Source organism: Vibrio neptunius (assembly GCA_019339365.1).
GTDB classification, from domain to species: Bacteria; Pseudomonadota; Gammaproteobacteria; order Enterobacterales; family Vibrionaceae; genus Vibrio; species Vibrio neptunius.
On sequence record CP079860.1, the window covers coordinates 373,695 to 394,890 of the forward strand.

At 44.2% G+C, this 21,196-nt stretch carries 20 protein-coding genes and 1 pseudogene; 11 read left to right on the top strand and 10 right to left on the bottom strand.

The window, feature by feature from the left end; translation table 11 throughout:
* Positions 1-66: 66 nt before the first annotated feature.
* Together KW548_18410 and KW548_18415 are read right to left on the bottom strand one after the other, a co-directional pair.
* A complete protein-coding gene (locus tag KW548_18410) occupies positions 67-1,311 on the bottom strand; it encodes an MFS transporter (GenBank protein QXX09064.1) in 1,245 nt (414 codons plus the stop codon).
* Positions 1,312-1,459: 148 nt separating this feature from the next.
* Entirely contained in the window at positions 1,460-2,629 is a 1,170-nt protein-coding gene (locus KW548_18415; GenBank protein QXX09065.1) for an MBL fold metallo-hydrolase, read from the bottom strand.
* A 109-nt stretch (positions 2,630-2,738) separates the two neighbouring features.
* Here KW548_18415 and KW548_18420 point away from each other — a divergent pair.
* The 8 genes and pseudogenes from KW548_18420 (at position 2,739) to KW548_18455 (ending at position 11,905) form a co-directional block, all read left to right on the top strand.
* Positions 2,739-3,348 (top strand): annotated as a pseudogene (locus tag KW548_18420) (TetR/AcrR family transcriptional regulator).
* Between the two features lie 433 nt (positions 3,349-3,781).
* Complete coding sequence (vpsL, locus tag KW548_18425; GenBank protein QXX09066.1) at positions 3,782-5,176, top strand: exopolysaccharide biosynthesis glycosyltransferase VpsL; 1,395 nt, start codon at positions 3,782-3,784, stop codon at positions 5,174-5,176.
* A 20-nt stretch (positions 5,177-5,196) separates the two neighbouring features.
* Positions 5,197-6,387, top strand: a complete 1,191-nt coding sequence (locus KW548_18430) for an outer membrane beta-barrel protein (protein ID QXX09067.1) — start codon at positions 5,197-5,199, stop codon at positions 6,385-6,387.
* A 4-nt stretch (positions 6,388-6,391) separates the two neighbouring features.
* Positions 6,392-6,910, top strand: coding sequence for an exopolysaccharide export protein VpsN (gene vpsN, locus KW548_18435; GenBank protein ID QXX09068.1), 519 nt, complete (start codon positions 6,392-6,394; stop codon positions 6,908-6,910).
* A gap of 9 nt (positions 6,911-6,919) precedes the next feature.
* Complete coding sequence (vpsO, locus tag KW548_18440; protein QXX09069.1) at positions 6,920-9,124, top strand: exopolysaccharide regulatory tyrosine autokinase VpsO; 2,205 nt, start codon at positions 6,920-6,922, stop codon at positions 9,122-9,124.
* Positions 9,124-9,816, top strand: coding sequence for a VpsP family polysaccharide biosynthesis protein (locus tag KW548_18445; protein QXX09070.1), 693 nt, complete (start codon positions 9,124-9,126; stop codon positions 9,814-9,816). The genes vpsO and KW548_18445 overlap by 1 nt, the downstream gene beginning before the upstream one ends.
* Before the next feature lie 137 nt (positions 9,817-9,953).
* Entirely contained in the window at positions 9,954-10,529 is a 576-nt protein-coding gene (locus tag KW548_18450) for a hypothetical protein (GenBank protein QXX09071.1), read from the top strand.
* A gap of 56 nt (positions 10,530-10,585) precedes the next feature.
* On the top strand, positions 10,586-11,905 hold the full coding sequence (locus tag KW548_18455) for an O-antigen ligase family protein (protein QXX09072.1): 1,320 nt from the start codon (positions 10,586-10,588) through the stop codon (positions 11,903-11,905).
* A 46-nt stretch (positions 11,906-11,951) separates the two neighbouring features.
* Here KW548_18455 and KW548_18460 read toward each other — a convergent pair whose 3' ends face one another.
* The 6 genes from KW548_18460 to KW548_18485 form a co-directional block, all read right to left on the bottom strand.
* Complete coding sequence (locus tag KW548_18460; protein ID QXX09073.1) at positions 11,952-12,653, bottom strand: DsbA family protein; 702 nt, start codon at positions 12,651-12,653, stop codon at positions 11,952-11,954.
* Between the two features lie 10 nt (positions 12,654-12,663).
* Entirely contained in the window at positions 12,664-13,164 is a 501-nt protein-coding gene (locus KW548_18465; protein QXX09074.1) for a redoxin domain-containing protein, read from the bottom strand.
* Complete coding sequence (locus KW548_18470) at positions 13,164-15,266, bottom strand: thioredoxin family protein (GenBank protein QXX09075.1); 2,103 nt, start codon at positions 15,264-15,266, stop codon at positions 13,164-13,166. The genes KW548_18465 and KW548_18470 overlap by 1 nt, the downstream gene beginning before the upstream one ends.
* A gap of 90 nt (positions 15,267-15,356) precedes the next feature.
* Positions 15,357-15,722 (bottom strand): hypothetical protein, encoded by a 366-nt coding sequence (locus KW548_18475; GenBank protein ID QXX09076.1) that lies wholly within the window; start codon positions 15,720-15,722, stop codon positions 15,357-15,359.
* Between the two features lie 80 nt (positions 15,723-15,802).
* On the bottom strand, positions 15,803-16,225 hold the full coding sequence (locus KW548_18480) for a GNAT family N-acetyltransferase (GenBank protein ID QXX09077.1): 423 nt from the start codon (positions 16,223-16,225) through the stop codon (positions 15,803-15,805).
* A 49-nt stretch (positions 16,226-16,274) separates the two neighbouring features.
* The gene (locus KW548_18485) at positions 16,275-16,913 is read right to left on the bottom strand and encodes a LysE family translocator (protein QXX09078.1); all 639 of its coding nucleotides are present in this window, start codon (positions 16,911-16,913) and stop codon (positions 16,275-16,277) included.
* Positions 16,914-17,125: 212 nt separating this feature from the next.
* On the opposite strand from KW548_18485, the gene KW548_18490 reads away from it, so the two are divergent.
* From KW548_18490 to KW548_18500, 3 genes are all read left to right on the top strand, one after another.
* The gene (locus tag KW548_18490; protein QXX09079.1) at positions 17,126-17,950 is read left to right on the top strand and encodes an AraC family transcriptional regulator; all 825 of its coding nucleotides are present in this window, start codon (positions 17,126-17,128) and stop codon (positions 17,948-17,950) included.
* A 76-nt stretch (positions 17,951-18,026) separates the two neighbouring features.
* Positions 18,027-18,743 carry an AzlC family ABC transporter permease gene (locus KW548_18495; protein ID QXX09080.1) on the top strand — a complete coding sequence of 239 codons (717 nt, stop codon included), beginning with the start codon at positions 18,027-18,029 and terminating at the stop codon, positions 18,741-18,743.
* Entirely contained in the window at positions 18,743-19,051 is a 309-nt protein-coding gene (locus KW548_18500; protein ID QXX09081.1) for an AzlD domain-containing protein, read from the top strand. Before KW548_18495 ends, KW548_18500 begins: the two co-directional genes overlap by 1 nt.
* A 175-nt stretch (positions 19,052-19,226) precedes the next feature.
* On the opposite strand, the gene KW548_18505 is transcribed toward KW548_18500, so the two are convergent.
* Positions 19,227-19,841, bottom strand: coding sequence for a fumarylacetoacetate hydrolase family protein (locus tag KW548_18505; GenBank protein QXX09082.1), 615 nt, complete (start codon positions 19,839-19,841; stop codon positions 19,227-19,229).
* Positions 19,842-20,033: 192 nt separating this feature from the next.
* Entirely contained in the window at positions 20,034-21,035 is a 1,002-nt protein-coding gene (locus tag KW548_18510) for a porin (GenBank protein ID QXX09083.1), read from the bottom strand.
* Positions 21,036-21,196 lie beyond the last annotated feature (161 nt).

Consider the following 21,196-nt stretch of genomic DNA (forward strand, 5'->3'; position numbering starts at 1 on the left):
TTAAGCCAATTAGTATTCTCGTTAATGATGACGGCTACCCCTCACACAGTGAGGGGTATTTTTTCATCATGATTGAACTATGGGCTCCCTTTCGATGGGATCGTTAGCATGCTCTGCGTACCAATAGAGCCAGATCATTGAGATACATACGATAAAGCAGAAGCCAAACAACCAATTAGCGCCTAACCATTCGATCATCATACCACCAAGTAAAGGCCCAAAAGCAAAACCTAATGTATACAGGGCGGTTGCACCAAAATACGAGCCACGTAAATGTGATGGCGCAAGGCGGTCAATTTGAACGTTGATGGTTGGAAAGGTCACCACTTCTCCTAAACTGATGATAAAACTAGCGACAGCCCAACCCATAGCGACATCTTTTGGTGACACAATGAAAGCCAATTGCCCAATCGCTATCAGAATCATCCCTATACGAGTACGTGTAAAAAGCGGTAGTTTCTCCATCAGTTTAAGCAAAGGAAACTGAAACAGAACAATCGTTGCTGTATTGATAAACAGCAGCATAGCGATCAAAGTAGCCGAATCCTCAATGCCACTTCTCACTATCACTTGAGGTACTGACGATTCTAGCTGTGCGTATACAAACATCAACATCAAATTCGCTACCATCAGTAACACAAAGATTCTATCCTGGCTGATCACTTTAAGGGTTTGACGAAAGTTAGGTAACTGAGAACGATCCGGTTGTTTAAATTTACCTTTTCTTTCAATACCGAATAGAATCCAAAAGCAGTAAACTAGATGAGTAAAACCCGTCACCATAAACAGGTTTTGAGGGTTGGATAGCGCTAAAGTCACTCCGGCAAGCGGCCCTATCGCACCACCAATATTGAGTAAGAAATAACGCGCATTGAGCGCAAGTTCTCTGTCTTTTAAATCATCCAGAGAATCCCCTAATACCGCTTTAGCAGGTCCATCAATCAGTGGCTGCATGAGACCTGTGAACAGAATCAAAATGTAGAAATGCCAAACGTCACTGGCTAACGCAATGCCATTGTATGCAAAAAAAGCAATGATACAGCCAATCGACATCAACCACTTTCGACCAAACTTATCTGAAAGATACCCTGAATAGAGGCCAGTAATCGAACCTATTAAAGCTGAAGCCGCAAGCATTGAGCCTACTTCGATCGCGGAGGTACCATAATCCCGATAAAGGAAAACAATCAAAAATGGCCAAGCCATAAAGTAACTGGTTCTCGCGATAAGTACACCAATCAGGACCGTCCATACAGAAAAGTTGAAACGCTTAACCCTTTCCCATTGAAATAGACTCTGTTCTTTGCCCATTGGCACACTCCTTAACTGATCGGCCTGTTGCATATGTGTTCGATCAAGTATATGAGTTTTCAACCCGAAAGACAGTGTTAGTTATACAATTAATAAAAAAGCCCATAATCTGTGGGCTCTCATTTAAATAGCGATAATATTTAGATAGTTATAGCGTGTTATTTTGCAAACTAAAGCCCATTTTAGCGCCCCTTTCTTCATAGTTTTCCCACCAGAATGATGTACTGATGTCGTGATTAAGCTCTAATGTCTCTCCAACCATGGGAGTAACTAAATTTGTGCCTTGACCATTCGCTTCTTCGATAAGATCCGTCATCGGCTCGTCCCACTTGTGAGCAAACAATTCAAAAGTAGACCAATGCACTGGGAAGAGCTTTTCCGCTCCTAGATCAATAAAGGCTTGCATCGTATGACGAGCTTGCATGTGACCCCAGTTCTCAACTGGGAAACCGCTGCCATTCTTCACATTCGCCGCAACTTCAATAAATGCCATGTCAAAAGGCCCCAGTCTGTCACCTATTTCTTTAAAGTGTGAATCATAAGCAGAATCTCCACTGTAAAAAAGCGCTCCAGATTGCCCCTTAATAGACCAAGAAGCCCAAAGCGTGCTATTTGAATCAAAGCCGGTTCTTCCGGAGTTATGATTAGCAGGAGTTGCAGTTAATATCACACCATTGAGAGATGTCGATTCCCACCAATCAAGTTCTTTAATTTTATCCGGGCTCACTCCCCAGCGTTCAAGGTGCCTACCGACTGCGAGTGGCACCATAAACACCACCTCTTTATCGGCATAATAGCGGATAGTCGATTCTTCCAAATGATCGTAGTGATCATGAGAGATAACGATGGCATCTGGAAGAGGCAATTCATTACGCTCGACCGGCGCTTTGACGTTGCGAGAAAATAGTTTCTTCGCAATCCAAGGTGAAGCATATTCAAACACAGGATCAATCAGAATTCGTGTACGATCGATATCAATGAACAGGCTTGAATGGCCTAGCCAGGTCACCCGTATTTCTTCGCTACGCCGAGCCAACTTCTCAGTATCAATAGACGCATGAGGCAAGCTAGAACTGGGCTTTAATGATTTTCTTTCAAAGAAAAACTTCCACATTACCGCAGACATACTTTCGGGGCTTGGCACGTTAGGCATTCGAACTATGGCCTTACCGTCCTGAAACTGATTTGAGTTTACAATGCGTTCAGCTCTTAAGCTTTCGCTTTGTTGCAACTCAACGTCACTCTTTGCTTTAAGAAGCTGACTAAACCCCATAACACCGAGTGCTGAAATTACCGATGCTTTGATCATATTGCTCATTTTCATGACCTACTGGCTACCCAAGAAAGTAAACGATGGTGTATACTTTAGTCACTGCAGCATTAAAAGTAAACACAATCGTTTACTTTAAGTACTTTGAGATACGTGCATGATTAAACGAAGCGATATAAAACAAGAAGATATCATCAGATCCGCCATTGAAGTTTTTTTCTCAAAAAGGCTTTGAGCAAGCCAGTATGGAAGGTATTTCCAAACATGCGGGAGTTTCCAAACGCACGTTATACAAATACTACCCAAACAAGGATGCACTATTTGAAGTCATTGTAGGAAAGCTACTGTGTCGCTTTGATGAACAATGTGAGCTTAAATTTGAACCTTCTGTTTCAGTTGCAGAACAGCTCGTTGATATCACAGTCAATAAAATGGGTTACATCAACACAGAAGATTTCCAAATGACTGCGCGCTTGGTTATGGCCGAGTGCATTCGTTGTTCTCATACGTCACAACTGTTGATGAAGCAGTTTGCCGCTATCGAAGATTCCTACGGTTTGAATCAATGGGCTCAAGAAGGGATTGATGCCGGTGTGCTTGAAATCGACGATATACCGATGGCCATCGAGCAATTTATAGGCAGCATCAAGGCGATCGTATTTTGGCCACAATTGTTAGGTCACCAACCACCGGCAAGTAACGAACAACTAAAATCCACTGTTGAATATGCTGCTTACACCTTTGTGGCCAGACATCAAAAAAAATAGCTTTCCTTCAGACAAGGGCACTCACAAGAGCCCTTGTCTACCTAACGTCTTCTTGGACTCTTGTCAGCCACCTCAAAGCCAATCACAATGAGAAAGTAAAGTAAATAGCAAACACTGAGCGTTCTTATATATAAGAAACCCAAAACCATCGACTGTTTCTATTTTGAGAAAACCAGATAAATAGAAAATATAAATGAGATAAATCTATTCAATAGTACAAATAATACGCCATCAAACAAACAATCTACTCCCTATCTAAGTCTCTATTTATTAAGAATAATTTAGAAATTCTCTTGTTCACAGAAAATACGCCACCAGTCTTAATATTGAGCCACCTTATATCATTGCAACCTATATAAAGATGTTATAAAAATGCGCCTTGCTATTTTCAAATAAAACCTTACGGGAATTACATGTATTTCAGGAGCTCACAATGAGTGAACGAGGAAGGATACGTATTACCAATTATCACGGTAAAATCTTTTATCGTTTGATTGACTGTTTGGTAATATTGGGTGCGTTGTATATCGCGATAAAAGCCAACGCCCATACTGTTACCTTAGGTTACGTCTCTGCGGGATTGATGGGGGTCATCATCTACTCTTTCATCGCTGAAAGCTTAGATATATACAGCCACTGGCGTACCGCAAAACTTCGTTCACTTGCGCTTTACACTTCGTTCTGTTGGTTCTCGACCGTTGGCGGACTTACGTTACTCAGTTATTTTTCAAAAACGGGTCCAGACTTCTCCAGACTGATCATAGGGTGTTGGATCGTTTCCACTTTTGCCGCCTTACTTATATGGCGGGCTTTTGCGTTTATGGCCCTGTATTATCTTCATCAACGCGGTGTGCATACAAAGAAAGCAGCGATCATTGGCTTAACTCCTCAAGGTTTAGAATTATCAAAAAACTTGAATAGCCATCCAGAGTTGGGGATACAACTCACTGGTTTTTATGATGATAGAGAACCGAAAAGACTGTCCAGCGACCTACCTATATTGGGCACAATTAAAGATGCAATCGCGTTGGCCAAAAACGGTGAAGTGCAAAACATCTATATCGCGTTACCTATGCAGGCACAAAAGCGTATTTCAGATATCTTAGAAGCCTTTTCGGACAGCACTGTTAATACCTACGTTGTACCAGACTTTTTTACCTTTAACTTGCTTCATTCTCGCTGGTATACCATTGGTGATGTAAACGCTTTCAGCATATTCGACACGCCATTTAATGGTTTATCTACCTGGCTTAAGCGTTTAGAGGATCTTGTTCTAAGCAGCCTGATACTCCTCTTGATAAGCCCAATACTTCTTGCTGTTGCTATCGGAGTTAAAATCTCTTCTCCAGGACCGATTGTATTCAAACAGCTCAGATATGGCCTGGATGGCAAGCCAATCAAAGTGTGGAAGTTTCGCAGTATGAAGGTGATGGATAACGGTGAAAAAGTTGCTCAAGCCACAAAGAATGACCCTAGAGTGACCAAATTTGGTGCCTTTATACGTCGAACATCACTGGATGAATTGCCACAGTTTATTAACGTACTCCAAGGCCGAATGTCTATCGTTGGACCGCGTCCTCACGCAGTGGCGCACAACGAAGAATACCGAACAATTGTTAACCGTTACATGTTACGTCACAAGGTAAAACCTGGCATCACAGGCTGGGCTCAGGTTAATGGTTGGCGTGGTGAAACTAACACCATCGACAAGATGGAAAAGCGTGTCCAATTCGATCTCGACTATATCCACAGATGGTCACTATGGTTCGACCTTAAGATCGTTTTCCTCACTGTTTTCAAAGGTTTTGTTGGCAAAAATGCCTATTAAGTCATGGACATGATTTTATTATGAATAGATTCAACACATTCATCTCATCCACTAGCTCAGTGCTGACGCTTGTGGTTGCTTATTCAGCCCATGCGGCCCCAACACCCGTGCCGATTGAAACCGAATCAGGCATCGCAATCGTACCTTATCTGAACCTCTACAGCGGCCATAACAACAACGTCGCTAAAGAAGAGTTCAATGAAACCAGCTCTTGGTTTGCAGTCTATGAACCTGGCGTGGGCTTTGAACTGGAAAATGGCAAGCAAAAACACAACTTAGGCTATCGCATTCAACGCGGTGAATTCTTCAGCTCTCAACGTGACAACTATACCGATCATTTTCTTGATCTTACGAGTTATTGGGAAGTCAATTCGAGAAATGCACTCGACCTACGCTATAGCGTAGCCAAAACGCACGAAAATCGTGGTGATAATGACACGACAACCAACCTCGACTACAACAAATATGTCTCAAACTCGTTCAATATTGGCTATCGCTATGGCAGCACTGAAGCAAAAGGCCAAATTGAGACCAATTTGGGCTGGGGTGATTTGTCGTACAAAAATAACCGAGACGTCACTCGCTATCAGGATTGGGATGAAGGTCGATTCAGCACCGCATTCTTCTACAAGGCGTTGCCAAAAACTGCTTTATTAGCTCAATACGCCGTCAATGACCGAAGCTACAACGAAGTCGCATTGGGCTCTAGCGAACGTGATAGCCTGCACCATTTCATTTATCTAGGTACATCATGGGATGCGACAGGTAAACTTCGTGGGAGCGTTAAACTGGGCTATCAGAACAAGGATTTTGACGCACCACAACGAGAGAGTTTTAACTCATTCTCTTGGGATATTGACGTTGCTTATATGTTGAGAAGCTATTCAGCTGTGGAGTTTAAAACCAGTCGTAAGTCGACAGACCCGAATGGCTTGGGCGGTGCGATCGACAACTCTATTTACAATGCAAATTGGTCACATAACTGGTCACAAATTGTCTCTACCCACGCAGAACTTTCCTATCTGTCTGAGGACTATACAGACAGCGTGCGAAAAGACGACACGTCGAAAGCCAGTGTTTACCTCGATTATGACTTTCGCCGCTGGCTGACATTCAAAGGCGGTGTGTCTTACGAATCACGTGACTCAAATCTAACCAACTTTAGCTATAACCAATCCGTGTATTATTTCTCGGTCGAAGGTGTGATGTAAGCTCATGAAGTGTCTATTTTCAATTCTTCTGCTGTGCCTTTCATTTCAAGTTATCGCTAATGATGATCTGTATCATCTTGGTGTTGGCGATCTGATCAAAGTTCAGGTTTATGATGAACCTGAACTGTCACTCGAAACTCGCGTTAGCGACAGCGGTTCAATGGATTATCCTTTCTTAGGCAGTATTGCACTCAAGGGCCGTACGCTTCGAGAGGTAAAGGAATCGATCCATGATGGTTTACTGGATGGCTATTTAGTCAATCCAAATGTTTACGTCAGTGTGGTTGAGTATCGTCCTTACTTTATCAATGGTGAAGTCATGACTTCAGGCGGCTATCCATTTCATCCCGGGCTAACGGTCAATCAAGCGATTACCATAGCTGGAGGTTTTACTGAGCGCGCTTCAAAAACCAAAATTTTTGTTTCGTCCAGCGATCAGCCTAACGCAAAACCGGCCCGTGTTTCCCTACTTCATCGAATCCAACCAGGTGACATCATCACTGTGGAAGAAAGCTTCTTTTAATTGAATATTATGGAAAATACCCAGAATCCTCCGGTGAGCAAAGAAGAGCTCATTGATATCCGCCAATATTTCAAAGTGCTACTTAACTATAAGTGGCGTATTGCTATTTTCGCTTTATTGGTAACGGCCATCACAGTGCTGGTTGTCTTGTCTCTGCCGTCAAAATATACCGCCAGAGCGACTTTGTTGATTGAGTCCCAACAAGCCAATATTATCTCGATAGAAGACTTTTACGGCTTGGATACCAAAAGCCAAGAATATTATTTAACACAGATTGAGATTCTCAAATCTGATCGCGTCTCTGAAGAAGTCATCCGTCGTTTGGACCTCGCCAACCATCCAGAATTTGATCCTCGCTCTAAAGAGAAGACTGAAGCTTCTTTAAAAGACCGTTTAATTGAGTGGTTTCCTGTGTTGCAAGCATTTAGGAAGTCCCTTCCAGAACAAGATATTGGCAAGTCTGAATACGCGCGAAACAAGCTGGTTTTATACAAATTCAAACGTGGTTTGGCCATCAATCCAATTCGAAAAACTCAGCTAGTACAAATCTCTTATACCAGCAAAGACCCTGAGCTATCTGCGCAAATTGCCAATGAAATCGGACGCGTTTTCATGGACAGCAATATTGAAGCGAAAATTGAGGTCACTCAGCAGGCGTCAAGCTGGCTAAATGAGCGTATTGGCGATTTACGCGAAAAATTACGTCAATCCGAAGCACAACTGCAAGCTTTCTTACAAGCCGAAGGATTGGTTGATATTCAAGGCGTTGAAAGCCTTGCTTCTCAAGAGCTGGCAGAACTCACCTCTCAGCTTAACAAAGCCCGTGATAGACGTGTCGCCGCGGAAACCTTGTATCAGGTAGCCAGAAACTATAAATCTGACTCCAGTCAACTCTCTGCCCTCGCTTCCGTCCCGGAGATTTCCAATCACCCGACGATTCGTGATGTTAAAGTAGCGGAAGTTCAAGCAGAGCGGAAAGTCTCCGAGCTTTCGAAACGTTACGGCCCTAAGCACCCAAAACTCAAAGCGGCGATGGCTGAGTTAGAGTCTGTGAAGAAAAATCTCAGTTCGGAGTTAAACCAGCTTCTAAACGGCATCAACAATGAACTCAAAGCAGCAAAACAAGCCGAAAAGACGATCCGCAGCGAGCTCGAAAACCGCAAAGTTGAGTTTCAGGACCTGACGGTTAAAAACGCCAAGTATTCAGAGCTTAAACGGGAAGTACAAACCAACCGAGAGCTGTTTGATTTATTCTTAAGTCGTCAGAAAGAAACCAGTGCATCGAGTGATTTTAATGCCAATATTGCGCGCTTTACTGACTATGCTAGCCCTCCACTTGCGCCAAGTAAGCCAAATCGCAAGATGATTGTAATCCTGGCCTTTTTGGCATCGCTAAGTTTTGGTTGTGTGATGGCGTTTGTCGCTGATGCGGTGAACGATACGTTCACAGATATTAAGCAAGTCTCTAAACAGCTCTCTCTGGAGATCCTTGGTATTGTACCGTCACTAAAAACTAAGCGACCGTTAGATGGCAAAGCCTATTTCGATGAGCGCAATCGCCAGTTAACAGAAGCCATACGAACAGTCCGTACTGGGTACTTGCTAGCAAACTCGAATAAATCGAGCTCTGTCCTCATGGTGACTTCATCACAACCTGACGAAGGCAAAACAACATCGGCGCTCAACCTTGCTCTTTCTCTTGCCCAGATGGAAAAGACGTTGTTAATCGACTGCGATTTGAGGAAACCCGCTGTTGCTCGCCGCTTTGGTCTACCGTCAGCACAGCCTGGAGTCACAAATGTCCTAACCAAAACTCACGTCATAGAGGATTGCATATATCGGGATGAAGAATCAGAGCTGGATGTACTTGCTGCTGGCACATACACCAATAATCCTCTTGAACTGATTTCCTCTTCAGGGTTCACCGATTTTATTGAGCAGCTAAAAACGAAATACGATCGTATCATCATCGATACCCCTCCTTGTCTCGCGGTTAGCGACGCATTTATGCTGTCTCGCTATGTTGATTCTGCGGTTATCGTGATTAATGCGTCTCATACCCGAACCAAGACGGTACGCGATGTGGTAGGAAAGCTGGCCCAGCAAGGGACTAGAATCGACGGTGTCATTCTCAACAAACTTAACGTAAAGAAGGCATCAGCGTACAGCGGCTACAAACAATATCAGTCTTATTACGGGGTCGAGAACGTGTAATGAGAAAGCGAGCAGCAGCTTCATTATTCAAACTAGGACTGGCATTTTCCGCCATCTGTGTTCTTTACCTATCGTATCACTTTGGCGTAGCGTCACTCTACGCCAAAGCGGTATCGAACCAGATTGAGCAATGGAATGCGTCCAACAAAAAGCCCTCATTCAGCGACATAGAAAGTGCTGAAAAACTTATCAGCGCAGGCCTCACACATCATCCATCGCATCCGCACTATTTCGACTTACAAGGAAAAGTGTACGAGTGGAAAGCTTACATTAGTGATAGCCTCGATAAAGAGGCTTACTTGAAGTTAGCGAAAAGCGCCTATCTTAACAGCGCAGAACTGAGGCCAAACTGGCCGAACACTTGGGTCAACTTGGCAACGCTAGAAACTCAAATGCAAGGTGAAAGCCGTGAACTCTACCTACGCAAAGCTGATCAAAAAGGCCCTTTCGTACCTCAGGTCAACTTGAAAATCGCGACTTTGGCCTTATCCCATTGGCAACAGTTTACGCCCCAAGAACGTAAGCTTGCGATGCCCCACATTTACAGAGCGATCAAGCATAAAGATGTCCGACAATCATTCCGTGACTACCTAACAAAAAGCAGTAAATTTCGTTTCGCTTGTATCATAATGAAGCAAATGCCCGATATCGATTACGCTTCTATCGGCTCATGTCGCTACCTCAAGGTATAAGTGTTTCAGATATGAGCGCAGCGTTGAATCATTTTTAAGAAAAACAGAATGTTAAGATAATATTTATCGATAAATCTAAACCAGTCCATATACTGGCAGTACTATGGGCTCATTAAGAGTATTCGGGAACTAACATAATGAATTACAAAGCATGGGTATTGATAACCAGCATAGTGTTTTCAGCACACAGTATGGCTGAGAAAGCACCTGATGTTACTTGTTCAGATGCAGATGCCATTCAAGCATCAATAGAAAACGCTACTGACGTCACGTCGACACTAGTCAGCTTACTTTCTAGCTGTCCTGATCAGTCAACCGATATACTCTCTATCGCATCACAAGCACATTCCAATGAGAGCCTCGCTGTACTCGACGCTGCCAGTCAAGTATTGGCACCGGAGCAAATGGCTAAAGCAACCGCTATTGTCGTCAGCCACGCAAATCCCGAGGCCTACGATCAGCTTATCCAACAAGCGGTTCTCGCTGCTCCAGAGCACGCGCAAGATATTGTTGATGAAGTTGCAAAGCTCGGCCTTCTCGACCCGACCGATATTCTGATTGCAGCTATTTCAGGTGGCGCTGACCCGGCCTTGATCAGTGAACCAACCGCAGCGGGTATTGCCACTGCTCCACCTTTAGCGGTTAACCCAGGCGCAACGACCGCATTGGGAACTGGCAATGGTAGTGGCGGTGGTACAGCCTCTCCGAATTAAGTTGTGGATATTTGACTAAGGCAGGCCTTGAGCCTGCCCTTTTTTTTGTGCTTTTTATGACAAGTTTGCTTGAAAGACTGATTTACCCTTTTTTCCTTCTGTTTGTGTTTTGGCTCCCTATCCCTTTAGGCGGAAACCGTCCATGGGCCTGGTCGATCAATGAATTCCTTATCGCTGCGTTGTTGCTTCTCTGCGTGATTAGTTACTCCAGTGATCATTGGCTGCATTATTTAAAACGAACCCGATGGGTGATAGTGCCATTAGCTCTTTTTACTCTGTGGAGTTTTATCCAGCCTCTACTTCCTTTTGGCTCTTTTGAGGACACTGGACTGGCGATCGTCTCATCGGTTAAAACGCTACATTATTTACAGTTGTGTTTAGTTGCATCGGTTGTCATAACTAGTATGTCGCGACTCAAAGCCCTGACTCTCGTCATGGTGAGCAGTGGTGTATGTCAGGGTTTTTACGCGGGTGTTATTCAACTGCTCGATCTCCCTCTGTCTCCTATATTGGATTTACCCGTCGGTCACAGAGCTTCGGGGAGCTTTGTTTACCATAACCACTTGGCCAACTTCCTGCTGATCAACCTGTGCATTGGCTTTGGACTACTGATCTCACAATTGCAAGATAATCAGAAACAAAGTATTCGTCTTTCTGCGCAACGGTTTTTTGCCGTGTTCCTATCTGACAAAGCTTTCATTCGTTTGGGCTTGATCATTATGGTTATCGCTCTGGTTTTAACCCGCTCTCGGATGGGAAATGTGGCATTTTTTATCGCTCTGACTACGGGCTGCTTGCTTCTACTGCTGCTTTTTAAAAACAAACCCAAAAGCATGTATGTACTTATTGCCAGCCTGTTTGCGATTGATACTTTGATTGTCAGCACATGGTTTGGCTTAGACAAAGTGAAACAACGTTTAGTCGAGACTAGTCTGAGTAATGAATCAAGAGATGATGTGATATATGCAGCTTTTGAAGCCATCCAACAACAGCCCTGGGTTGGCTTAGGTGGTGGCAGTTTTTACTCGTCGTTTCAGGCCTACAATAACGGAAAAATTCAACTCTTTTACGATCACGCCCACAATGACTATATCCAGTTTGTCTTCGAGTATGGTCTGATTGGTACATCAATACTGGCAGTGGCTGTTGTCGCCGCTCTGCTTAAGTCAATGCAAGCTTTTCGAAATCGACGCAGCCGTCAGATGAAAGGAGCGGGGCTCGGGGCTTTTATGGCTATATTGGGGATGCTGATCCACATGAGCGTTGATTTCCCACTACAAGCACCAGCAACGACTATCTATTTCTTACTTTGTCTACTCATCGCTCACTGGGCTTTTGCTATCCCTGCCGTAAAACGTAAACGCTCAGATGACTAGCGAGTAAGCGAACACTCCCTCGCAATGAGGGAGTGTTCCTTTTTCATTACAATTGTTTTTCGACGATTTCTTCCAGTTTATCGTAAGGCACATAACCTGGGATCACGCTCTCGCCAACAATCAAAGCAGGCGTTCCACGCAAACCGAAGCCATTGAACAACGCGTAATTGTTTTCCAACTGCTTTGCAATGTCTTCAGGGTTGTTCAGGTACTGTTCTGTACCTGTTTTCTTGGCAATTTTAGCCAGAGAAATCGCATCGTGGGTCCCTGGTTTCGCCACTAACAACTCGTGAACTTGAGGGTACTTGTCACGTGCATTTTGCCACACATTCAAAGCATAACCCGCCGAGTTAACACTCGAAGAACCTTCTTTCAGCGGAACATACAAGTTAACGACTTTGATTTTCGGGTAGTCCTTTACCAACTTCTGCAATTCAAGATCTAGCTTCTTACAATAAGGACAGCTGTAATCCGTCACGTTAACCAAGGTTAATTCCGCATTTTCTGCCCCAATAGAGGTGTGCTTAGGGTCGTTGATATACGCTTGGCTGCTCGATAGCAACTGATCAAATTGTTGCTGTTGCTTAACGTACATGCCCAAACTTTCATGAAGTCCATCGACGATACTTGGATTGGCTTTTAGCATCTCGACAATTTCGTTGATTTTCTCGTCCTGATTTTGAGCTTGAGCCAGAGGCGATAACGCCATAACGCCCATCGCCAATGCTATTGTTAATTTCTTAATCACTGTATCGTTCCTACTGATTTAACCAAAGTCTGGCTAACATACCAGGTGGTGTGATGATGCCTGTTGTAATGCTTTCCACCTTGCCATCTTTGATTATGAAAATGGTTGGGGTTACGGAGATATTCCAACGATGGAATATCTCCCCTCTTTCATCATTAATATTGCTAAATTGATACTCTTGAGCCTGCATAAACTGGCGAACTCGAGCGGAAGTTCCTGACGAGCCAGCGACACCGATGACCGGATAGTACTGACTCAACCAGTCAACCGTTGGGCTGACAAACTTACACGCAGGACACCAAGTCGCCCAGAAATAGACCATCACTGGCTGCTCATAGCTCATGGCAATCACATCCACCGACTCTCCATCAAGAGTGACACCCGTGATAGGTGGCGCCGATTCAGTCGGTAAGCTCTGGCTACGAAACCAATCCATCGCCACAGAAATCGCAATGGCCAATATCACCAGAATCAAAATCTCTTTAAGCCAGTAACGCAGAGAACGTTTCACTAACTGTTCCCTCCCCCAGCGGTTACAATAGCTTCCATTACAGCCTCACTTGATAAGATAATAGGCAATGGAATGCCTTCAGGAGCACTTGGCCCATAGACAATATTAAACGGCACACCAAATCGGCCATTAGCGCGCAGGTAATCCGTGACTAAGCCATCTGGATGCGTCCAATCCCCTTCAATCAGAGTGACCGATGGGGGCTTCAGTGCCGAATAGACAGGATCCTGAAGAATGACGCCAATTTTGTTCGCTTTACAAGTGACACACCAATCTGCCGTCACGTTAACAAACACCGTTTGGCCTTGACTCACAGCTTGCTCAATGCGCTCATTAGATAAGCGCTCCCAAACCAAATCATCTGGCAAGGGGGTGGCCCAGTGATCTGTCGTCATACTCGCTAAAGCAAAACCGCCCGCTATCAAGAGCACAGTTCCACCACCTGAAATCGCCATGGCTTTATCGCCATACACCTTTTTCACACGGATCAGTAGGGCAACAAATGCCACTAAGGCAATAAGCAGCGTCCAGAAGGGAGGAATGTGGTTATTGAGTAATGTGAGTAGCCAAATACTAGTCGCCAGCATCATGACGCCAAATAAGAGTTTGAGCTTATTCATCCATGCGCCTGGTTTCGGCAGCCGTTTTGCAATACTTGGGAAAAGTGCCACACCAATCCAAGGAAACGCCATCCCTACAGCTAAGGCAGTAAAGATCGTAAATAGCTCCAGTGAGCTAGCGGCCAATGCAAAAGCGACTGCCGTTCCTAAGAACGGGGCAGAACACGGAGTGGCAAGCAAGGTAGCAAACATACCTTGGGTAAAGTGTCCGGCATAGGAATTGTCGCCTTTTGATGCAGCCCAAGTATTGGTTTTTGAAGACAGGCGGATCTCGAACAGTCCCAACATATTGGCACCGAACAGACTGGTGACCAGCACCATAATGGCAATAAACCAACCGCTTTGGAACTGAATCCCCCAACCCACTGCATTTCCGGTCAGCTTAAGTATCAGCAGGAAACCAGCCAGCAACCAGAATGAAGTCAGAATACCGGCCGAAGACGCGAGAAATTGCCAGCGAATTTGGCGTCGTTCAACACCTTGAACTGCCACAATACTGCTGAGCTTCATCCCCAAGACAGGTAGAACACACGGCATGACGTTGAGAATCAAACCGCCAAACAGAGCAAAGCCAATCATCTGCAATAAAGATATATCGGTCTTGGTCACTATCCCATTTGAGACCGTAACATCGTGTTCAGCCAGAAAGTTGTTGTCTTGAACCGTGACGAAAATACTCTGATCAATGAAGCTGATGTCGCCTAACCAACTCGACACATCAAACGTTGCCGTAACTGTATCTCCATCGACACTATAGCCAGTCAGTTTGTAGCTGTATTCCTTTGCATCATCCGAATGCCCATCGACAATAAATTCTGGTTCCTGCCAACCAAGCGCTTTGGTCAACTGAACTTGAAGAACATTGGTATTCGCATCCCAAGTTGCTTTTGCATTCGACAGCAAAGGCGAAGACTTAGGCACCTGACTGATGGCTTGAGCATGCGTATAAAGTGCGTCTTGATTGATCATCAGCTCACTAGGGGTGAAAGCGAGTGAAAATGGGTAATCCGTGAGCACGCAAATCGTGGTACAGGACGACATCGTTAGCTTGGCATCCAATACCACTGGTTGAGCAAAATCCTTGACTGCCAACGTCATAGGAATCACGGTTTTATCTTTGTAGCCCAGTGTATGAATGCCAAGCAAACTGAACTGTTCCGGGTAAGGCCAATGCCACTCTACGTTTTCAAGATTGGTCGACTCTCCCCAATCAATAGAGGGGGCAATGCCACCTTCTCCTGGGCTGCGCCAGTAGGTCTTCCAGTCGCCATCCAGTTCAACTTCTAGATAACCTTCAACGGTTTTACTCGCTGCATCAGCCTGACCCGTTAGAACAAAGCGAGTTTTGAGCGGCGGATGTTCCTGTTTGGTCATCCAGCCAGTATCGACTTCTGCAAAGGCTTGGCTTGTAAATAGCAAGGTACTCAATGCAAACCATAGAGAGATTGCACTCATGGCCATGCCTTTTAATAAACTTCTCATGTGTATTTCCAAAATAGTCACCATTTTAAAATGGTTGATATAAAAGACGTATTAAATCCTCTGACCGAAGTCAGAAACACATAACTGAATTTATTCTCTGAAAACACACAATGTGAGGTGAACCCTAGATTTGGGGACGATAGGTTCGGTAAAGGATGGGGCTTCTGGTCGACTTCGAACCAGCCAGGCAACGATGACCACAATGAACAAAAACATCGGTACCATCATGTTATCAAGATTCACCTTGGCACTGCTGAGCAGTTTTTCTGTCAGGTCACATTGTTTTTGAATGCCACCACTGTCGTCGGTGAGCTGAATGGTCTCGGTAAGAGCAGACTGCTTAAACGAGCAGATGCTAATGATGCTGGTGTTCTGCATAAAGCAGACAGCAAAAACCCACCCAACTAAAAGTAGGGTAATTCTTGCCATCACTGCAGATTTTAAACGCTTGATCATTAACTCTGTAAAACCCGAGGATTAAAACCGCTCCATTATGGGTATGCGGCAAAAGTAAATGTTAGTGTAATGTCAGAACTTCACGATACAATTTTCTTTTGTAAAAAAATCTTATCAACGCCTGCCGTTGGGAAACCTTGGTAACGTCCAACTTCTTTAAAACCAAGCTTGAGATAAAATTCCGCAGCCTGAAACGAGTAGGTATCCAAATAAATATCCGTTACACCATAAGCTTTGGCTTCTTGTTCGACTCTAGCCATTAAGCTAGAACCCGTGCCTGCAGAGCGATTGGCTTCATCTACCCATAAAAATTCAACAAAAAGTGTGTTGGTAAAAATTTCACCCGTTAATCCGCCGACAAAATCACCTTGTTGATTCTCAGCAATGCACGCCAGCGACACGATTTCTTCATCAGGGAAATGCTTGAGATTAAATGATTTCAGACCATTGTAGATAACATCTTTAATGTTCTTTGGCGGGTTCAACATAAAACTTATGTGCATCGGTTTCCTTTCCTCTTAACCAATAAGGCCAGCAATGGCTGGCCTCATGTTACAACTCTGCGATAAACGAGCTTAGCATCCACAATGCCAGAATGGCAAAAACCAGCCCCATAAACTTATGCTGATAAGTCCGGAATTTGGCGTTTTCAAGCAGTGGTTTACCCAAGGTACCCACCAATGCCACCAACAAGAAGTTGAAAGCCAGCCCTAGCACATTGAGCAGCAACCCCAATGCCAACATTTGTTCTCCAGATGATGCGTCTATGTTTACCGAGACAAACTGAGGTAAGAACATAACAAAAAAGACCAAAGCTTTAGGGTTAAGCAGATTACTGACCAGTGCTCTCTGATAGAAAGTCCCAGCGACGGTATTTGACAGCTCCAAATCAGAATTCCCACTGTCATTCGCTCGTAGACAATCCCAGCCCATTTTTAACAAGTACGCGCCGCCAAGAAGATGAAGCGCTTTGAGCGCTAAAGGGCTCATAGCCACCAAGGCTGAGACGCCTGCGGCAGCTAGCAGCGTTAAAATTACACCGGATGTCGCGTTACCCAAACTGGCAAACACACCCACTCGACGCCCATAGCTCATGCTCGAACTGGCAATCAGCAGCATGTCTGGCCCAGGCAGTAATAAAAGTGCCACCACCGCTGTCAGATAAACAGGAAGCACCGAAATATCAATCATATTTATTATATTAAACAAATGAGAAAGTGCGGGATTTTATAGCAATTTGAGATCTATAACTAGATGCATCAATCAAATGAAGGAGAATAAATCAAAAGATATAACTAAATGACATTCATTCCTGTCTCTCAAAGAGAAAGCAATTTTGTACAAAAATAATTGAAACTAATAAGCTAGACTGCTGAGAGTGTTTACAACAGGACGTCGCAGCAGTGACAAAGAAAAGCAAAGAATCGGTACATTTTCATCTGGCGTCTGAGCTTGGTGGTCTAGAATTACTCGACGCCAAATACACTCACCAAAACTTTTCTCGCCACAGCCATGAAGGCTTTACCATTGGTGTTATAGAAAAAGGCGCTCAAAAGTTCTATCGAACCGGAGGCAATCATATTGCGCCTCAAGACAGCATTATTTTAGTCAATGCGGATGAAGTGCATAATGGCCAGACGGCGACTGAAGGTGGATGGGAATACAAGGCCATGTACCCTCTTCCAGAACAATTCTCTCAGATAACGTCAGGCTTAACCCCTTCGTTATCTGTCCCTTACTTCCCAGAGCCTGTTGTATACGACCCTGAAATGGCACAACAGTTAAGGTTGGTGTTTGAAGTACTAGAAAAATCAGACAATAAACTACTTAGAGAAACCTTGGTTTACGGCACGCTGGTTAAACTTATCGCTCGCCATAGCAAAAGCCGACAATCAAGCGATTTGATAACGTCTGGCTCTACACAAATTGGTATCGTTAAGGAGTTTCTCGATGACTTTCCACAGGCGAATGTGACATTGGAAGATCTGTCCAAGCTTGCTGGATTAAGCCCATTCCACCTTGTGAGAAGCTTTCAGAAAGCATATGGGTTGCCACCACATTCCTATCAAATCCAATCTCGACTTCGATTCGCGAAACGCCTCTTGCGTCAGGGAATGAAGATCTCCGATGTTGCCCAAGAATCCGGATTTCACGATCAAAGCCACTTTCATCGCCACTTCAAACGAGCGATAGGAGTCACACCCAAGCAGTATGCCAAAGGCATTTAACAGCGCAATTTTATACAAGGCACACGATTTGACATGTGTATTAATGATGACAAGTTTAACAACCAATCAAATTTTTATGAGTAGCACGACTTTGAATTCGACTGACATACCAAGTAAACAACGATTATTCATGCAAGGAGTATTCGCGATGATGCCTCTGAGCATTGCCGTTATTCCTTGGGGCCTACTTGCAGGATCGTTTGCCATTGATGCAGGGCTAAGCATTGCTGAAAGCCAAGCACTATCAGCGATTCTTTTCGCAGGATCAGCACAGCTTGTGGCTACTGGTATGTTAAAAGTGGGAGCAGGACTCACCACCATGCTGCTGGCCACCTTCTTTATTACTTCACGCCATTTCTTATATAGCGTTTCTATGCGCAGTAAAGTCAGCCCATTACCACTCAAATGGCGATTAGGGTTAGGTTTTCTGCTCACGGATGAGTTATTCGCGTTATGTGGGCAACAATCTGAACAGCAGTTCAACCGCTGGTACGCACTCGGTGCTGGTCTCAGCTTTTACCTTTGCTGGAACCTCGCCACCTTGGCGGGTATCATTGCTGGCAGTCAAATCCCAGCAATGAATGAGCTCGGATTGGAATTTGCGGTCGCCGCGACATTCATTGCCATTGTCACACCAAACATCAAAAACTTACCTACATTAATGGCGGTGTTAACCTCGCTTTTCGTCTCAGTAGTCTGCAGCTATTTGAACATTGAATCGGGGCTAATGATTGCCAGCCTGTGCGGAATGGTGGCGGGCTATATTTGCGAAACAATAAGAGGAGCGAAATAATGGTTATGCTCTCTATTCTAGCGATGACAGTACTGGTTTTTCTGAGCCGGTATGTATTTCTTGAGCCTAAACTACCGTTGCGATTAAGCCCTAAAACGCATCGACTGCTCAACTATTCAAGCCCTGCGGTCTTGACTGCAATCTGGGCTCCTATTGTATTTATGCCTGAGAAACAGCTTTGGCTTACGCCAGATAACCCGTACCTACTTTCTGCAATATTGGCGGCAATCTTGGCTTGGAAAACTAACAATGTGTTACTGACGACCTTAGCCAGTATGTTGGTGTTTGTTGGCCTACGGCTGTTTTAGCCAAATATCAAAGCCAATAACAAAACACCGCATCCTAGTATCATGACCCATTTGACCAGTACACCTAGCTGGGTAGTGCCGCCTTTTGGTGCTTGATTACAACATCCCATAATAATGACCTCTGAGTTAACCAAAATTCAGAGGTTACTCCTTTCCCTTGGGGAAAGGTAAAGGGTTATTGAGCTAACCATTCAATTTCGATCAGCGTTTTACCTTCAGCTTTTAATCGCCCAAGGAACACATCACCAGTATGCACTTCACCAACACCTTGCGGGGTGCCAGTCATCACGATATCGCCATCATTTAAAGTGGTATACGTTCTGAGCTCTTCAAGAATGGTATAGGGCGGATACATCATTTGGGTGACAGCACCCTTTTGAACACGAACACAGTTAATAAACAGTTCAATCTCCAGAGATTCAATGGCAATACCATCTAAAGAAATAAAGCGGCTAAATACCGCTGAGCCGTCAAACGCTTTCGCGCGCTCCCATGGCAACCCTTTATTCTTAAGTTTGGATTGCAACTCGCGTTTGGTTAGGTCCAATCCGAGCCCAACTGCGTTCAATTGACCTTCACGAACGATAAAGCAGATCTCACCCTCGTAATGTAAGGTTTCACCGTGGTGCGATATTAACTGAGAAGAGATAGAAGAAGACGGTTTGTTGAACACAACCATTTCATCCGGTACTGAATTATTGAGCTCTTTGATGTGTTCAAGATAATTGCGCCCTACGCAAATCACTTTGCTTGGATAGATACTTTTATCACCAACTTTAACCGAATTCATGCCTCTTTCCCTGATCATTGATAAAAATTCCAATATTAATTCAACAGGTTGATGAGTTAACCCATCGTTTATCGAAACTAAGATCTAATCCCCATATTTGATACGCTCGTCGCCTAAAGAACAGAAAAACGCCTATTCAATACTGGATAGGCGCTAACACAAGTACGTGTTGAGGCAGTAGATTTTATTGATTTACAGGAAGTATCGCGCACCGATAGTCCACTTATCTTCCTCTTTCACATTAATGTCATTACCTAAATCAAACTGATAACCTGCGAAACCCATAAACTTAGGAGTAAAGGTGTATTCAGCTTGTAAAGCAGACTGACTGTATTGAGTTTTACTTGCTTTATCATCAACCACTGCTTCGTAGTTAGCACTTAAGTTCCAACCATTCCCAAGAGCGTATGCAAGTAAAATCTCATACTGATCGCTTTCCGCAAGTGGCGAACTACTTGGGTTCATATTTTCGTTCATCGCATAAACAACTGCAGAGTACAGGCCGTCACCATAAGATCCTGAGCTAAAAGCGAATACGTGAGAATGACTGTCTACATTGGCAACATCACCACCATTGTATGAATAGCCTAAATTAAAACCATAAACATTCATTGATAGAGCAATCTGACCGCGTGCATCATACAGCTTGCTATTTGCAGAATCTGTGTGTTCACCTTGCCAAGCCAAACCAAGATTTAGACTGCCCATGTCACCAAGCTCAATCGCTTTTCGGTAACTGACCATGTCTTCGCCACGTGCTGTGCCAAGATTGTTATGATCCTCATACAAGAAGTCGTTGGCAAATGCGATAGGTAAATCTGCAACGCCAGCGATATCATAATATGGTGACCATTGCGTACCAACAACAAATCGTCCAAATTGTTCGTGTGTTGCACCAATGTAGCCCAGACGGGTGGTGAAAGAAGTGTCACCACCATCAAGGTAGTCCAACGCCCATTCACCTTTGGCATCAACAGTGAAACCGTGACCGATATCTTGCGTACCTGCGATATTGATTCGAGGTGATACGTCATGTACCTCAACTTCATCCGCCGAGTCATACTCACCGATACCTACATCTACGTAGCCACCGAGAGAAATTGTTGATCCTTCACCGCTATAGATTTCTGCAGCGAAAGCGTTAGTACCACATGCTGTTGCCGCAATAGCTGCGACTAATAATTTAATTTTCATAACTTAACGTCCGTTTAGGGTTGTAACCTTTTGTTCGTGCATGGCCACTGCAGCCAACGCTTCACGAACAATTAAAACGTAGTACGAAATATTTAAAAATGAAGTGCAACCAAACGCTTAGCGATACAATTTATTAGGATTTGCTCAAACAACAAAAATAT

Coding starts and splice junctions, on each gene's coding strand:
- KW548_18470 (QXX09075.1), bottom strand. CDS start 15,266: ATGAGAAGTTTATTAAAAGGCATGGCCATGAGTGCAATCTCTCTATGG.
- KW548_18455 (QXX09072.1), top strand. CDS start 10,586: ATGACAAGTTTGCTTGAAAGACTGATTTACCCTTTTTTCCTTCTGTTT.
- KW548_18450 (QXX09071.1), top strand. CDS start 9,954: ATGAATTACAAAGCATGGGTATTGATAACCAGCATAGTGTTTTCAGCA.
- KW548_18510 (QXX09083.1), bottom strand. CDS start 21,035: ATGAAAATTAAATTATTAGTCGCAGCTATTGCGGCAACAGCATGTGGT.
- KW548_18480 (QXX09077.1), bottom strand. CDS start 16,225: ATGCACATAAGTTTTATGTTGAACCCGCCAAAGAACATTAAAGATGTT.
- vpsL (QXX09066.1), top strand. CDS start 3,782: ATGAGTGAACGAGGAAGGATACGTATTACCAATTATCACGGTAAAATC.
- KW548_18475 (QXX09076.1), bottom strand. CDS start 15,722: ATGATCAAGCGTTTAAAATCTGCAGTGATGGCAAGAATTACCCTACTT.
- KW548_18430 (QXX09067.1), top strand. CDS start 5,197: ATGAATAGATTCAACACATTCATCTCATCCACTAGCTCAGTGCTGACG.
- vpsO (QXX09069.1), top strand. CDS start 6,920: ATGGAAAATACCCAGAATCCTCCGGTGAGCAAAGAAGAGCTCATTGAT.
- KW548_18410 (QXX09064.1), bottom strand. CDS start 1,311: ATGGGCAAAGAACAGAGTCTATTTCAATGGGAAAGGGTTAAGCGTTTC.
- KW548_18500 (QXX09081.1), top strand. CDS start 18,743: ATGGTTATGCTCTCTATTCTAGCGATGACAGTACTGGTTTTTCTGAGC.
- KW548_18485 (QXX09078.1), bottom strand. CDS start 16,913: ATGATTGATATTTCGGTGCTTCCTGTTTATCTGACAGCGGTGGTGGCA.
- vpsN (QXX09068.1), top strand. CDS start 6,392: ATGAAGTGTCTATTTTCAATTCTTCTGCTGTGCCTTTCATTTCAAGTT.
- KW548_18505 (QXX09082.1), bottom strand. CDS start 19,841: ATGAATTCGGTTAAAGTTGGTGATAAAAGTATCTATCCAAGCAAAGTG.
- KW548_18495 (QXX09080.1), top strand. CDS start 18,027: ATGAGTAGCACGACTTTGAATTCGACTGACATACCAAGTAAACAACGA.
- KW548_18445 (QXX09070.1), top strand. CDS start 9,124: ATGAGAAAGCGAGCAGCAGCTTCATTATTCAAACTAGGACTGGCATTT.
- KW548_18415 (QXX09065.1), bottom strand. CDS start 2,629: ATGAGCAATATGATCAAAGCATCGGTAATTTCAGCACTCGGTGTTATG.